Below are 13,525 nucleotides of genomic sequence, written 5' to 3'. Positions count from 1 at the left end.
TACACTAATCACAAAACAAAAATGCCACTGGGAGAATCCTCGGATTCTTTCCAGTGACATTCGATTATATTAGATTTATATTTTTTCTTACAACATTCCCATGACAATAAAGTTGACGATGAATAAAGCTGTTGTTGCCCAAAGAACCGGGTGAACAACTCTCGCTTTTCCTTTAACTGCTTTGGTAATGATGTAGAACAGGAAGCCTGCTGCGATTCCGTATGAAATGCTGTAGGAGAATCCCATGAATAAAGAAGCAAAAAATGCAGGTACTGCTTCTTCAAGATTGTTCCAGTCAATTTCAGCAAATGCAGACAGCATCAGAATACCGACTACGATTAGTGCTGGCGCTGTGGCAGCTCCAGGAACGACTGACATCACTGGTGCAATAAAAGCTGTAAGAAGGAACATAGTAGCAGTTGTCAAGCTGGTCAGCCCAGTCCGCCCACCAGCACCAATTCCCGCTGCACTTTCAACAAATGTCGTAACAGGTGACGTTCCAAAGATTGCTCCAGTTGCTGTAGCAACGGTATCTGCCAGAAGTGCTTTTTCCATTTTTGTGTTAAGTCCTTTACCCTGATCCATCGCCTTTTCATCTTCAAGTGTAAAGATACCAGATTTACGGCCTGTTCCGATAAAGGTTCCGATCGTATCAAAGACATCTGTAAGGGTGAATGCAAAGACCGTAATAAGAATCAAAGCATATCGTGAAGGATCAGCCACAAGTGACCCTAACCCTTGCGAGCCGAAAGCCGCACCAAACGTGACACCTAGATCACTGAAGGCTGACATAAACGTGTTTGCAGGATTACTCAATCCAGATAAATCCGTAACGCCCATAGGGATTCCGATGATTGTCGTCGCAACGATTCCGATAAGGATCGCACCTTTAACTTTGGCAATCATTAGAACGACCATGATGATCAGACCGATGATGGCAAGCAGCGCATAAGGATTAGCGAGGCTTCCCATGTCAGGAATGATCCCTCCGCCAGTGACTACAGTATTGATCGGTCCGGTGATTTCAGATCCAGCTGTATAAGGTTCATTGTTGACAGAAATAATATCCTGTCCTTCAGATGTAAATTCCAATAGTTGTGCATTTTTCAATCCGATATAAGCAATAAATACACCAATTCCGCCGCCTATAGCATGCTGAAGAGATTCAGGTATCGCATGAATGATTTTCTTTCTGATTGATGTAACGGTAATTAGAATTCCGACTACCCCGGTGAGGAAAACCATGAATAAAGCTTCCTGCCATGAAAAACCCAGTGCAAAGACGACTGTATAGGTAAAGAATGCATTCAGACCCATACCCGGTGCCTGTGCATAAGGTACATTCGCATACAATGCTAAGATTAATGTACCAACTGCCGTAGATAATACAGTTGCCAGAAAGACCGCTTGAGTCGGCATACCTGTTAATGACAGAATCTGAGGATTAACAAATATAATGTAAGACATAGCAAAGAATGTCGTTAATCCTGCAGTGACCTCCCGTCCGATTGTTGTATTATTCTCCTTTAATTGAAAAAACTTTTCCAACAAAGATAAAACCCTCTCTCTTCTATAATTCTCCACTTGTATGGAGTCATTAATCAAGGGTTATCTAACAATATAACGTATAGGATAAAGTTCAAGAAAGCAAAAAAAGACGGATGACCGCCTTTAATTAACTACATCTTAAACAATCGCAATTGTTTAATCTAATAGTCAATCCTTTAAGGGGATTGGTAGAGACTCTAGCCCATATCGCTAAATTATATTAGATAACACTCTTATTAAGTTGCCTTAATCATAGTATATTCTGAGAGGTTTTTCAACTATAAACGAAAAATTAATCCGAAATACATAAGTATCATTCGTATATTTTGACACATTTTATTCTTATTGTATGAGATTAAAACCATTGTTCGCTAAAACGATTATTTCATTGTAACAAATTCTTCAGCAGCAGTCGGGTGAATAGCTATCGTCCGGTCGAAATCTTTCTTGGTTGCTCCCATCTGAATCGCTACTGCAAAGCCTTGAAGAATCTCGTCCATCCCTTTTCCGATTCCATGAAGGCCAACCACTTTTTCATTTTTTCCTACACAGACAAGTTTCATGTATGCTTTCTGTCTATGCCCAGTGATCGAACTGTGCATCGAAGTAAAAGATGTTTTGTATATCTTGATATAGTCTTCAGGATATAGGTCATAGACTTGCTCCTCGGTCATCCCAACAGTCCCTATAGGCGGATGGGTGAAAATGACAGTCGGAATATTATCATAATCGACTTTAGCATTCTGCTTGCCATTAAATAGACGTTCAGACAGCTGTCTTCCTGCAGCAATTGCCACTGGAGTCAGTTCAACTCTTCCAGTCACATCTCCTACTGCATAAATATTGTTTCCTGTGGTATTCTGATACTGATCGACTTCTACATACCCTCCAGGATATAGATTAACTCCTGCAGCTTCTAAATTAAGCCCATCGGTATTCGGTGTGCGCCCTGTCGCCCAGAGAACCATTTCCGTTTCATGCGTGCTGCCATCTTCAAATACAAGCTCATACTTGTCATCTTCCAGTTTTTTCACTTCGGTGACTGTTTTGTTAGTCTGGATCTTTCTTCCTTCAACCTCAGCAAGTTCCGAGAATCCCTCGCAGATTATAGAATCAAAATTATATAGTGGCTGAGGCTTTCTCACGAATAAATGAGTATCAACCCCCATTGCATGGAAAATGCCGCTCATTTCTACCCCAATATACCCGCCTCCGATCACTGCGATGCTTTCAGGCAATTTTTTCAAACCGAAGATATCGTCAGATACCATACCGTACTCGCCACCAGGAATCGGCAGCCGCTTAGGCTTTCCACCTGTGGCGATCATTATATGGTCAGCGGTATACGTCTTTCCATCAACTTCAACCGTCGATTCGTCAACAAAGACTGCTCTCCCTCTGATAAGATCAACTTTATTGCTGTCCAGGCCTTTCTTATACGCTCCATGAAGGAAATGAATGTACTTGTCTCTATTTTCAACCAGCTTCTCAAAATTGAGTGAGGGTTTGCCACCGATCTCGAGACCGTAACCTTCAGCATAATGATTGATCGATTCCATCATATCGGCCACATACCACATGACTTTTTTAGGCACACATCCCAGATTGACACAGGTGCCTCCCAAGTTGTGCTCTTCAATAAGGGCAACTTTAGCTCCATGCATGCCTGCTCTGTTAGCAGAGGCAATCCCTCCGCTCCCTCCGCCAATCACTAAATAATCATAATCCTTCGTTCTCGTCATCGTTTTCTTCCTTTCCTGCTGGCTTCTAATGTTTCAATTACCGGATACACTTTCTTTTCGTTATCAAAGTAATATCTGCCTAAAGCATACTTATATTTTTCCCGTTCATCCCAAGGTTTATGTTTCCCTGAATAATGAATAAATACCACGTTCTCTTCCACTTTACTATAATTATATTTATGTGGAAAAAGGATCTTCAGTTTTTCATAAACTCTTGGATTCATGTTATAGATCCGCCAGTCTTCCTCTTTAATATCATTGACAAAAATCAAGTTGAAGATGTCCTGGTCCGGTAAAATAAGAAATGGCTTATTTTCACGAATCGTTTCAACAATATGATCTGCCTTTTCGATTTGTCGTAATTTATCGAGATTCATCAGTACAACACCCGAGTTGAAATAATCATCAGACTCAAAATTTCTTAACCTTAAATTATTGAACGGCTGAACCCACTTAGTTTTATACTTATAGTTTGTCGCAATGAATGAGTACCCATGAAACGGTTTAGTGTACAAGGGTCTCAGATTATTCATACAGATAATATCCGGATCGAGATACAGCACCCGATCGACATGATCTGGAAGTAGATATGGTGCAAACATCCATAAGTACATTTCCAATGCATAATATCTGGTTATCGCTATTTTATCTGATGATTTGAAAAAGTTTTTACTGTAAATCGGTTCAAAAACATGCCCTTCTTTTTCAATAAACGTCCTCAGTTCTCCTACAGTTCCATCCGATATCCCTGCATGAAGCAAATACATGCAGAATCTCTCATCCGGATTCGTATCTATAATGGACCGGATCAGCACCTTAAGGGGATAGACATAGCCTTCGTTCAATGAAAAAAGTAAATTGATCATTCCTATACCTCCAGCAACAGTCACACCTGTTTCGTGACTCCTTTGTATCATTATACCTATTCTATATGGAAAACTCACTCAAATCACACTTTTCTTTTTCTTTTAATGCTCTATAAATTCCACTATAATGGATAAAGGACTGATTTTATGAAAGAAGGAATCATATGAAGAAAAAAGAATTATACTTAACTCTCTTTCGATCGACATTTTTTCTTAGCATGTTCACTTTCGGCGGAGGCTATGTCATTGTTCCGCTGATGGAAAAGAAATTTGTAAATGAACTGGGATGGATCGATGAGGATGAAATGCTGAACCTAATTGCTATTGGACAGTCAGCACCTGGACCGATCGCTGTGAACACATCCATACTGATTGGCTATCGGATGGCCGGTTTCACTGGAGCAATGGTCACAGTTTTTGGAACCATTCTTCCCCCCTTGGCAATTATGACGGGCCTGGCATATATTTATCTGGCAGTGAGAGATAATGCCCTAGTTAACAATGTGCTTCTAGGTATGCAGGCCGGGGTTGCAGCAATCATTGTAAATGTCGTCATAAACATGGCTCTTCGAATCATAAAACAAAAAAAGATAGTGCCTGTACTGGTAATGATTGCGGCACTGATCGCTGGCATTGTCTTCCAGGTCAATATTCTGTGGCTGCTCTTTGTCTCGGCTCTTATCGGATTGATCATGACATTAGTAGACTTAAAGAATAAACACGACAAGGGGGAGAGCAAATGATTTACTTAGAACTCTTTCTCAGTTTTTTCCAAATTGGAATCCTCAGTTTTGGAGGAGGCTATGCTTCTCTGCCACTCATTGAGCAGGAACTGATTACGGTTCAAGGCTGGATCACTAACCAGCAGTTCATTGATATTCTGACTTTGTCGGAGATGACACCCGGCCCTATTGCCATTAACGCAGCAACCTTTTCGGGCAATCAGATTGCAGGAATCATGGGCGGAATCATTGCTACAATAGGTGTAACCTTACCGTCTGTCATTATTGTTCAACTTCTGGCATATTTCTACTTCAAGTATCAGAACCTGTCAATTGTTCAAGGTGTGATCCAAGGTGTTCGCCCGGCAGTTGTCGCTCTGATTGCTTCTGCAGGTGTAACGATTTTCATGACAGCTATGTTTGGTCATAGTGACTGGCCGATCGCCCTTTCAGAAATCAATTGGGTCTCTGTTATTTTCTTCGCTGTCGGACTATTCCTGATGCGAAAGTTCAAGGCAAGCCCTATTCAGATTATTCTAGTTACCGGTGTCGCCGGAGGAATTGTCTACAGCTTGTTATAGCCCTGCAGAGCAGTGTATTTGAACGGCTAGCGCCTTCAGACTATTATTTTCCAATGATGCTACTTAAAAAGCCCTCACTTCCTCAGTGCAATCGTCACTGAAGATGTGGGGCTTTTTTCCAGTTTTTTACTCACACATATAAGCTTGTCTTGATATCACCTTTTCTCAACACTAAAAGAGGCCGGGAGATCCCGACCTCTTTTCCATTATTCTATTCGTATTAAGCGTTGTTACTTTGACGATCAAATTTAGTCTGAGGTCTTCTCTTGTGTCCATAGATACGAGGCATAAGCTTGCTGTCAATAAATGGCGCCAATGCGTTCATGATCAGGATAGAATACCCTACACCACCCGGGTGATCCAAGGTGATCCTGAATATAGCTGTCAGCAGCCCACATCCTATAGCAAACACAGTTTTTCCTTCCGGTGTCAATGATCCGGAACTGTAGTCTGTTGCCATATAAGTCGCACCAAAGAACAGTGTTCCTGTCAAAATGTGCGTCATTTCAAAATTCCAGTTAAAGCTAGACCATAATGCCATAACCACAAATGTTGTAAGGATATACAATATCGGTACTTTAGGGTTGATGACTTTTCTAAATATTAAGTAAAGCATTCCAATAAGTATTGCAAATTTAGATGTTTCTCCTACGTTTCCACCGAGATTGAATCCCATAAACAAATCAAACAGCTCAGGTACCTGTTCAGGTACGACCTGTGCCCCGTTACCAATGAATTCCAGAGGTGTGGCAGAGCCTATAGCATCGACCCCTCTGAATCCACTTCCCAGCAACCCACCAGGCAGGACCCAATTAGCCAGCCAGGGAGTAAAGAGTGCCTTAATAGTAACTCGGGCGGCTACGGCTGGGTTGAAGTAGTTCCTTCCAATCCCACCATTAAGCTGCTTAACGATAACAATAGCAAAAATCGATCCAAACATGATCATCCATATAGGGGCAGTCACAGGTAAACTTAATGCAACCAGCATACCGGTCACAGCTGCACTGTGATCGTGGATTTTGATCGGCTTATACGTAAGTTTCTGATAGATATACTCTGAAGCAACGGCTGTTCCGATACCAATAGCCACCATTCCAAGTACCCACCAGCCAAAGAAAAACGTTGCGGCAATGGTCGGTGGAATCAGTGCAATCAGAACCTGGTCCATAACCCAAGCTGCGGTGCGTTTGCTGCGAACATGAGGTGAAGGACCGACTTGCAATTTACCTTTTACATCAATTGCCTGAGCCATCTTACTTCTCCTCCTTCGCTTTTATAGCAGCTTTAGCGGAACGAATATTTTCTAGAAGAGGAATTTTTGAAGGACAGATAAATGAACAGTTTCCACATTCGATACAGTCCATTGCCCCCAGCTCCTGAGCTTTATCAATATTTCCTCTTTCGAAAGCTTCACTGATAAGGATAGGTTGCAGACTGACCGGGCAGACATTTAGACATTCTGAACACATGATACAGTCGTGACTGTCCCCTTGTTCAGCTTCTTCAGGAGTCAGAACTGTTATAGCTGTCGTTCCTTTAATAATTGGAACCCCGAGATCCGAAACAGTTTTACCCATCATCGGTCCACCACCCAGGACTTTTCCTGGTACGGCAGCAAATCCGCCGCAGTCTTCAATAAGCGAATCCATAGGAGTACCGATTTTAACTCGAAGGTTTTTAGGTTCTCTTATTGGTGTTCCGGACACTGATACAATACGTTCGATTAAAGGCTCGCCAAACTCGCAGGCGCGGTAGCAAGAACGGATCGTTGATGTATTAGCCACGACACAGCGAACTTCAGCAGGAAGGCCACCAGGCGATACTTCTCTTCCAGTCATGCTCTTGATCAAGTTTTTCTCTGATCCTTGTGGATACATTGTTTTCAATGGACGGACGAAAATATCGTCATATTCAGCAGAGGCTTCCTCAAGCGCCTTGATGGCATCCGGTTTATTATCCTCTACACCGATAAAGATGCGACGTAATTGAGGGAACAATGCTCTAGACAGATTAATTCCATGAATAATTTCATCTGCATGTTCCACCATGACTCTGTGGTCGGATGTAGAATACGGTTCACACTCGGCCCCATTGATGATAAGTGTGTCAATCGTCATCCCCGGTGGAGGACTCAACTTAACAGCTGTAGGGAACGTTGCTCCACCCATTCCAACGATTCCAGCTTTCCTGACTGTCTGAATGATTTCATCTTTTGACATGTCCTGAGACCGTCCTGGTTCGACGATTGGATCAGCTTTTGTATATTCATAGTCATTTTTGACAATGATACTGTCCACTTCTCCGCCACCAATTTTTCCACGTTTTTCTATAGCGATCACTTCACCTGAAACTGAAGAATATACATTTGCTGATACAAATCCACCTTCTTCTGCAATGACTTGACCAGCTTTTACTTTATCTCCAACTTCCACAATTGGTTTAGCAGGTGCGCCTATATGCATGGACACAGGGTAAACCATGATTTTAGGGACTGATGCATCTACTATCGGTAACTTGCTTGTTCGTGATTTATTCTCTTCTGGATGGGAACCACCGTGTTTTCCCATGAACGAAAAACGCATCACATTCATCCTCTCTATAATTCCTGTCTAACCTAATTACTTTTTTCACATACTTTCTTATAGTTATGTCATGTGAAAAAACTGGTAGGTTTTGCTAATAATTTTAGTATACAATATGTAGCAGAAAGATGAAAGTAATTCCCTGTGATCTGTACAAATTCATTCTTGTATTTATTTGTCAAGTTAACGATAATAGTGTTATAAAAGTATGAGGGAGGAATCGGTTTGGAATTTACTCAGATAGAATTATTTTTAAGACTGATTCTCGCTGCAGTCGTCGGCGGGGTAATTGGTTACGAACGAGAACTTAAGGGTCGCGATGCTGGGATACGTACCCATACTCTAGTCAGTCTGGGTGCAGCGATCATTACGATGACACAACTGGAAGCGAGCAGATGGGTCCTGAATTTCGCCATAGACAATCCCGATTTTTCAACAATATTATCATCAGACATTACTCGTCTTACCGCTCAGATTGTCAACGGGATTGGATTCCTGGGCGCAGGAACAATTATTGTAAGTAGACGCACAGTGACTGGACTGACAACGGCTGCTTCAATATGGGCTGTAGCAAGTTTAGGTATTGCCGTGGGTATGGGTTATTATTTCATGGCAATCACCAGTACATTTATCATGCTGATCGTTTTACGTCTGCTTAAAGGATTATTCAAAATCGACAGTACTAAACAACTGGAGATTCAGTATAAAAATAGAGATGCTACACTTGCTTATCTAATGGAAACTTTTAAAGCAAACAACATTACGGTTGTTTCAACAGATCATTCTATTACCTATTTGGAAGACGGAAGTTCAATTTGTGAAGATATGTATACATTGCACCTTCCCGCACAGTTTAACATGATACATTTCATATCTCAGGTTGGTGATTATGAAGACATTCTTAAGATCAATACCATCAAAACTACACCAGGCAATTAAAGAAAAGCAATAAAGATGTCAGTTGTCGCTAACAAGCTGACTTATCTTTATTGCTTTATCTTTTTATTCCACAGTAAACTCGGCAGTCAGCACTTCTCCTTCGATCTGTCTGACGACTCGGTACTCACCTGGTTCGAAGGGCTCATAGTAATGCATGTTCAGTTCGTCTTCTGCCTCTTCTCCCGGACCCAGTATATGGGCAATCATAATAAATGACATCTCTTCCTCTGGTTCAACGGTTATCCACTGGTCCCCTTCCTGCTTTTCGACAGTGAATGCAATGCCATAGCTTATCTCTTCTTCAGACTGATTCGACACAGTAAGAATGAATGTCTCTCCTTCTGAATCATACACTTCCTGATTCAAGCTTATAGATACGCCGTCCAATGTATCCACTTCTTCAAACGGTGACGGTTCTCCTGTATCTCCGCACCCGCTTAAAACCATTCCAATGATAAAAACTGCTCCTGCTGCAAGTGTTTTTTTCAGCATACTTAGCACACCCTTTTCTATTTTCTTAAGTATACACTGAATAATACGTAAAAAAAAAACGGCCGGATCATTCTCCAGCCGTTTTATTATCTACTCAATTGTATGTCAGCACGTCACGCTTGGTAAGCGGCTCTGTCAGATCATAATCCGGATGAACTCCGGGACGTTTCTTGTGACCGTAAATGCGCGGCATAACCAGTTTGTCTACAAATGGAATGATCGCATTCATAATAAGTATTGAGAAGCCAACCCCTTCAGGTGAAAAATATCCAATTCTGAAAGCCGCAGTAATGATGCCAGCGCCGATTGGAAATACCGTTCGACCAAGAGGAGTCAGGCCACCTGAAGCATAGTCTGTGACCATGAAAGTTCCTGCCAGAAGCAAGGCTCCACTTAGAATGTGATACATCATGAATTCGAAATCAAATCCTGAGTAAACCAGCATGATCAGAGCAACTGTTCCGATATACAGTGCCGGTATCTTAGGATTGATAATGCGTCGGAAGATCAGAAATGCCATGGCGATGAGTAATGCGATTGCACTTGTTTCACCAAGAGACCCGCCCCATCCACCTTGATTTCCCAGGAACATATTCCAAAGCGTCTGCGCGCCTTCCGGGACTTCCTGCGCACCACTTGCAATGTAGTACAAGGGTGTTGCAGCAGCAACAAGGTCATCTGGAGTTGCAGTTGTAATAGCTTCTGCCTGACTTGCTGTGGTTATTATATCTTCTCCTGCAACAAATGTATTTACAATCCAAGGTGCCATCAAATACATGACTCGTCCGCCTACCGCGGGATTGAACCGGTTTCTGCCGATTCCACCCGGAATCATCTTGACAACAATAATCGCAAATAGACTGACAATAATAATACTGTACCATTGGACACCGTTTGGCATACTTAATCCAATAACCATACCTGTAACTACTGCTGATAAATCGGTCACAGTTACACGTTTTCTAACAATTTTTTCGTACAGGTACTCACTGATCACACACGTGATCACAGCAAGAACAGTAAGATAAAGTGTCTGGAATCCGAAGAAATAGACACCTGCTGCTAGTGGAAACAGCATGGCAACAATAACTTGCAGCATGATCCACTGTGATGACCATTTTTCAAATATGTGCGGTGAGTTGTCCAGCACTAAATCGTAATCGGCCAAGGTAGTTTTTGTTTTATTCGTACTCATTTCTACACCGCCTTTACATTCTGTCTGATAGCCGTTTTAGCTTTTCTAATATTATCAAGTAGAGGAATTTTGGATGGACAGATATATGAACAGTTTCCACATTCAATACAATCCATTGCTCCAAGCTGTTCAGCTTTTTCGATATCTCCACGCTCGTAAGCATTGCTGATGAGTATAGGCTGCAGGCTCACGGGACAGACGTTGATACACTCTGAACAGCGGATACAATCCATACGCTCTTCATCCTCGACTTCTTCTGCAGTAAGGAACGTCACATGTGTTGTTCCTTTAGAGATAGGAATCGCCCCGTCTTTAATTGTTTTACCCATCATAGGTCCACCGTGAATTACTTTTCGTGGTGCCTCCTGGAAGCCTCCACAAAAATCAATCACGTCATCGATTGGTGTTCCCAGACGTACGAGCAGGTTCTTAGGATCAGCAATTGGTGTCCCTGAAATCGTGCAGACACGTTCTACCATAGGTTTGCCCAGACGTACTGCACGGTAAATCATCTGAAATGTCCCAACGTTGGACACGACACAGCCGATATCAGCTGGTAGACCTCCTGCAGGCACCTGACGTCCAGTACAGTTCTCGATCAGCTGTTTTTCAGACCCTTGAGGGTATTTTGCTTCAAGGACTTTGATCTCAACTTTATCGTAACCCTCAGCCGCTTTTCTAAGTGCCTCTCCAGCTTCTTTTGCATTGTCTTCAATACCGATGAAGACTTTGTCGACATTGAAGACTGAATCGATCACGCGGACACCTTCAATAATTTCATCTGCATATTCGATCATCGTACGCAAGTCAGATGTAGAATACGGTTCACATTCTGCCCCGTTTAAAATAAGCGTATCGATTTTCTTGTCTTTAGGCGGTGACATTTTTACGTTCGTCGGAAAAGTTGCTCCACCCATCCCCGAAATACCGGCTCGTTTGATCAGTTCAGGGACAAGTGCAGGATCTACATTATCTCCCGCTTCCGGAAACGGCGGCTCTTCTGTGTATTCTCCATCATTTTTTATGATGACACAGGTATAAACATCACTGAGCACATCACGTTCTTCAATAGAGATGACTTCCCCACTGACGGATGACAGAACATTTGCAGAAATGAAGCCTTGAGCTTCCCCCAGCAACGTTCCAACTTTAACTTTATCTCCAACTGCCACAACTGGCTTGGCTGGAGCTCCTAAGTGCATGGACATTGGGAAAACCATGATAGCAGGTGCATCAATTTTTTCAATCGGCTTATGATGTGTACGCGATTTATTATGTTTAGGATATGTGGCTTTTTGTACTGTTTTGAAACGCATTCGCTTTCCTCCTCAAATATATGTAACTCCTATTTCAACCCTAACTGTGTAACAACTTGCTTTAGTCTAAATTCAATTGCATTATAATAATTTCACAATAATTTTCATGAGTCTATCGCTACATCATCTGACTTAAGAATAACGAATTATACATAAAAAGTAAAGTAACATCGGGCTTCTTACATTTATTGTATCCGAAAATATTACAAATGAAAATGGTTCTCATTCACTTTATTCTCTTTAAACTGAGATTTATTGTGAAAAAAGTTCTTTTGATCGTTCGCTCATATCTTTCTGAGCTTCTATTTAATACATATTATAAACTAAATTTGTAGGAGTTATTTGCAATAAGCTATATTCTTATTTATCGTTCTCAATTAGCCTAGTTATTGAGAACGATGTCAAGAGAGCGTTTTTATATAATTCAACAATTACTTAATATTTGTCATTATCCTGTTAAAAAAGATTCCTTTTAATTTGTCACAAATTAATCTTTCAGAAATGAGTATTCTTCCATATCCTCATATTTTTCAGACAAATAAAAAATCTATCATCCCCCGGCATAAAGCAAGAGAATAATAGATTGTCAGACTTTCTGCGCCGACCTGATACCTTCGGCTATCTGATTGATTTTTCTTAACCGGTGATTGACTCCAGACTTGGAGACTCCACCATTAGGCACTAGTTCGCCTAGTTCTTTCAAGCTCACGTCCGGATGATCAATGCGTAATTTCGCCATTTCTCTTAATTTATCCGGTAATGTATCCAGACCTCTTACTTGGGCGATCAGCTGAATATTTTCGATTTGCCTGCTTGCTGCATCGATAGTCTTGTTCATATTTGCATTCTCGCAGTTGACCAGACGATTGACTGAATTTCGCATATCTCTAACGATCCGTACATCTTCAAAGCGGAACATGCTTCCAGTAGCTCCAATCATAGCCAGAAAATCAGCTATTTTTTCTGCTTCTTTTAGATATACGATATACCCGTTCCGTCTCTCGTGAATACGTGCATTCATATCAAACATCTGCATCATCTCACAGATGTCTTCATTATGCTCTTCATAACTCGAATGAATTTCAAGATGGTAACGGCTTGTATCCGGACTGTTGACAGATCCGCTGGCAAGAAAGGCTCCTCTCAAGTAAGATTTGGCTTTCTGCTTGTTTAATTTTATTTCTTCGGGGATATGCCCACTGTAGAGCATACCGTCCATGATCCCGAGCTCCTTTAATATGAGCTTGCTCCCACTTTTAAGTCGGACGATGTACACATTGTTCTTTTTTAATTTCATTTTCTTTCTGACCAGCAGCTCTGATTCTACATCAAAATTGTCTTTGATCAGCGAATATATTCTGCGGGCTATTGCAGCATTTTCTGTCTGGACATTTAATAAGAAGTCGTGGTCGACAATACTCAATGTTCCGTTCATCCTTATCAGAGCAGCCAGTTCAGCTTTGGCATGCTCTGGATGAACTTCCAGAAGTGTGAGTTCTTTTTTTACTTCAAAAGCAAATGACATTAGGTTCACTTCCTTAC

The 13,525-nt window shown here is 41.5% G+C and carries 12 protein-coding genes and 1 riboswitch; of the genes, 3 read left to right on the top strand and 9 right to left on the bottom strand.

Going from position 1 to position 13,525, the window contains the following annotated elements:
- Positions 1-87 precede the first annotated feature (87 nt).
- The 3 genes from BMX79_RS00710 to BMX79_RS00700 all read right to left on the bottom strand — a co-directional run bounded on the left by BMX79_RS00710 (position 88) and on the right by BMX79_RS00700 (position 4,156).
- Entirely contained in the window at positions 88-1,548 is a 1,461-nt protein-coding gene (locus BMX79_RS00710; RefSeq protein WP_091478573.1) for an NCS2 family permease, read from the bottom strand.
- Positions 1,549-1,693: 145 nt separating this feature from the next.
- Positions 1,694-1,791: riboswitch (purine riboswitch) on the bottom strand.
- Between the two features lie 137 nt (positions 1,792-1,928).
- Positions 1,929-3,290 carry a glutathione-disulfide reductase gene (gorA, locus tag BMX79_RS00705; RefSeq protein WP_091478282.1) on the bottom strand — a complete coding sequence of 454 codons (1,362 nt, stop codon included), beginning with the start codon at positions 3,288-3,290 and terminating at the stop codon, positions 1,929-1,931.
- Positions 3,287-4,156, bottom strand: a complete 870-nt coding sequence (locus BMX79_RS00700; protein WP_170230928.1) for a glycosyltransferase family 8 protein — start codon at positions 4,154-4,156, stop codon at positions 3,287-3,289. The genes gorA and BMX79_RS00700 overlap by 4 nt, the downstream gene beginning before the upstream one ends.
- A 164-nt stretch (positions 4,157-4,320) precedes the next feature.
- Here BMX79_RS00700 and BMX79_RS00695 point away from each other — a divergent pair, with 164 nt between their 5' ends.
- Both BMX79_RS00695 and BMX79_RS00690 read left to right on the top strand, forming a co-directional pair.
- Complete coding sequence (locus BMX79_RS00695) at positions 4,321-4,899, top strand: chromate transporter (protein WP_091478279.1); 579 nt, start codon at positions 4,321-4,323, stop codon at positions 4,897-4,899.
- Positions 4,896-5,459, top strand: a complete 564-nt coding sequence (locus BMX79_RS00690) for a chromate transporter (protein WP_091478277.1) — start codon at positions 4,896-4,898, stop codon at positions 5,457-5,459. Before BMX79_RS00695 ends, BMX79_RS00690 begins: the two co-directional genes overlap by 4 nt.
- Positions 5,460-5,679: 220 nt before the next feature.
- Here BMX79_RS00690 and BMX79_RS00685 read toward each other — a convergent pair whose 3' ends face one another.
- Entirely contained in the window at positions 5,680-6,711 is a 1,032-nt protein-coding gene (locus BMX79_RS00685; RefSeq protein WP_091478275.1) for an RnfABCDGE type electron transport complex subunit D, read from the bottom strand.
- Between the two features lies 1 nt (position 6,712).
- A complete protein-coding gene (gene rsxC / locus BMX79_RS00680) occupies positions 6,713-8,041 on the bottom strand; it encodes an electron transport complex subunit RsxC (protein WP_091478274.1) in 1,329 nt (442 codons plus the stop codon).
- A 225-nt stretch (positions 8,042-8,266) separates the two neighbouring features.
- Here rsxC (BMX79_RS00680) and BMX79_RS00675 point away from each other — a divergent pair, with 225 nt between their 5' ends.
- Positions 8,267-8,980, top strand: coding sequence for an MgtC/SapB family protein (locus BMX79_RS00675; protein ID WP_170230929.1), 714 nt, complete (start codon positions 8,267-8,269; stop codon positions 8,978-8,980).
- Between the two features lie 63 nt (positions 8,981-9,043).
- Here BMX79_RS00675 and BMX79_RS00670 read toward each other — a convergent pair whose 3' ends face one another.
- The 4 genes from BMX79_RS00670 to whiA form a co-directional block, all read right to left on the bottom strand.
- Positions 9,044-9,472, bottom strand: a complete 429-nt coding sequence (locus tag BMX79_RS00670; RefSeq protein ID WP_091478271.1) for an immunoglobulin-like domain-containing protein — start codon at positions 9,470-9,472, stop codon at positions 9,044-9,046.
- Positions 9,473-9,566: 94 nt separating this feature from the next.
- On the bottom strand, positions 9,567-10,667 hold the full coding sequence (locus BMX79_RS00665; RefSeq protein ID WP_246117608.1) for an RnfABCDGE type electron transport complex subunit D: 1,101 nt from the start codon (positions 10,665-10,667) through the stop codon (positions 9,567-9,569).
- A gap of 2 nt (positions 10,668-10,669) precedes the next feature.
- Positions 10,670-11,983, bottom strand: a complete 1,314-nt coding sequence (gene rsxC, locus BMX79_RS00660) for an electron transport complex subunit RsxC (RefSeq protein ID WP_091478269.1) — start codon at positions 11,981-11,983, stop codon at positions 10,670-10,672.
- Between the two features lie 586 nt (positions 11,984-12,569).
- Complete coding sequence (whiA, locus tag BMX79_RS00655; RefSeq protein WP_091478267.1) at positions 12,570-13,508, bottom strand: DNA-binding protein WhiA; 939 nt, start codon at positions 13,506-13,508, stop codon at positions 12,570-12,572.
- Positions 13,509-13,525 lie beyond the last annotated feature (17 nt).

Origin of the sequence: Alkalibacterium pelagium (genome assembly GCF_900109325.1) — a bacterium.
Taxonomy (GTDB): Bacteria; Bacillota; Bacilli; order Lactobacillales; family Carnobacteriaceae_A; genus Alkalibacterium; species Alkalibacterium pelagium.
Note: the sequence above shows the minus strand (reverse complement) of the source record. Positions and strands in the feature narration are given on the sequence as shown.

Excerpts from the sequence above, each read along its gene's own strand:
- gorA (WP_091478282.1), bottom strand. The coding sequence starts at position 3,290 with ATGACGAGAACGAAGGATTATGATTATTTAGTGATTGGCGGAGGGAGC.
- BMX79_RS00700 (WP_170230928.1), bottom strand. The coding sequence starts at position 4,156 with ATGATCAATTTACTTTTTTCATTGAACGAAGGCTATGTCTATCCCCTT.
- BMX79_RS00695 (WP_091478279.1), top strand. The coding sequence starts at position 4,321 with ATGAAGAAAAAAGAATTATACTTAACTCTCTTTCGATCGACATTTTTT.
- BMX79_RS00690 (WP_091478277.1), top strand. The coding sequence starts at position 4,896 with ATGATTTACTTAGAACTCTTTCTCAGTTTTTTCCAAATTGGAATCCTC.
- BMX79_RS00685 (WP_091478275.1), bottom strand. The coding sequence starts at position 6,711 with ATGGCTCAGGCAATTGATGTAAAAGGTAAATTGCAAGTCGGTCCTTCA.
- rsxC (WP_091478274.1), bottom strand. The coding sequence starts at position 8,041 with ATGCGTTTTTCGTTCATGGGAAAACACGGTGGTTCCCATCCAGAAGAG.
- BMX79_RS00670 (WP_091478271.1), bottom strand. The coding sequence starts at position 9,472 with ATGCTGAAAAAAACACTTGCAGCAGGAGCAGTTTTTATCATTGGAATG.
- BMX79_RS00665 (WP_246117608.1), bottom strand. The coding sequence starts at position 10,667 with ATGAGTACGAATAAAACAAAAACTACCTTGGCCGATTACGATTTAGTG.
- rsxC (WP_091478269.1), bottom strand. The coding sequence starts at position 11,983 with ATGCGTTTCAAAACAGTACAAAAAGCCACATATCCTAAACATAATAAA.
- whiA (WP_091478267.1), bottom strand. The coding sequence starts at position 13,508 with ATGTCATTTGCTTTTGAAGTAAAAAAAGAACTCACACTTCTGGAAGTT.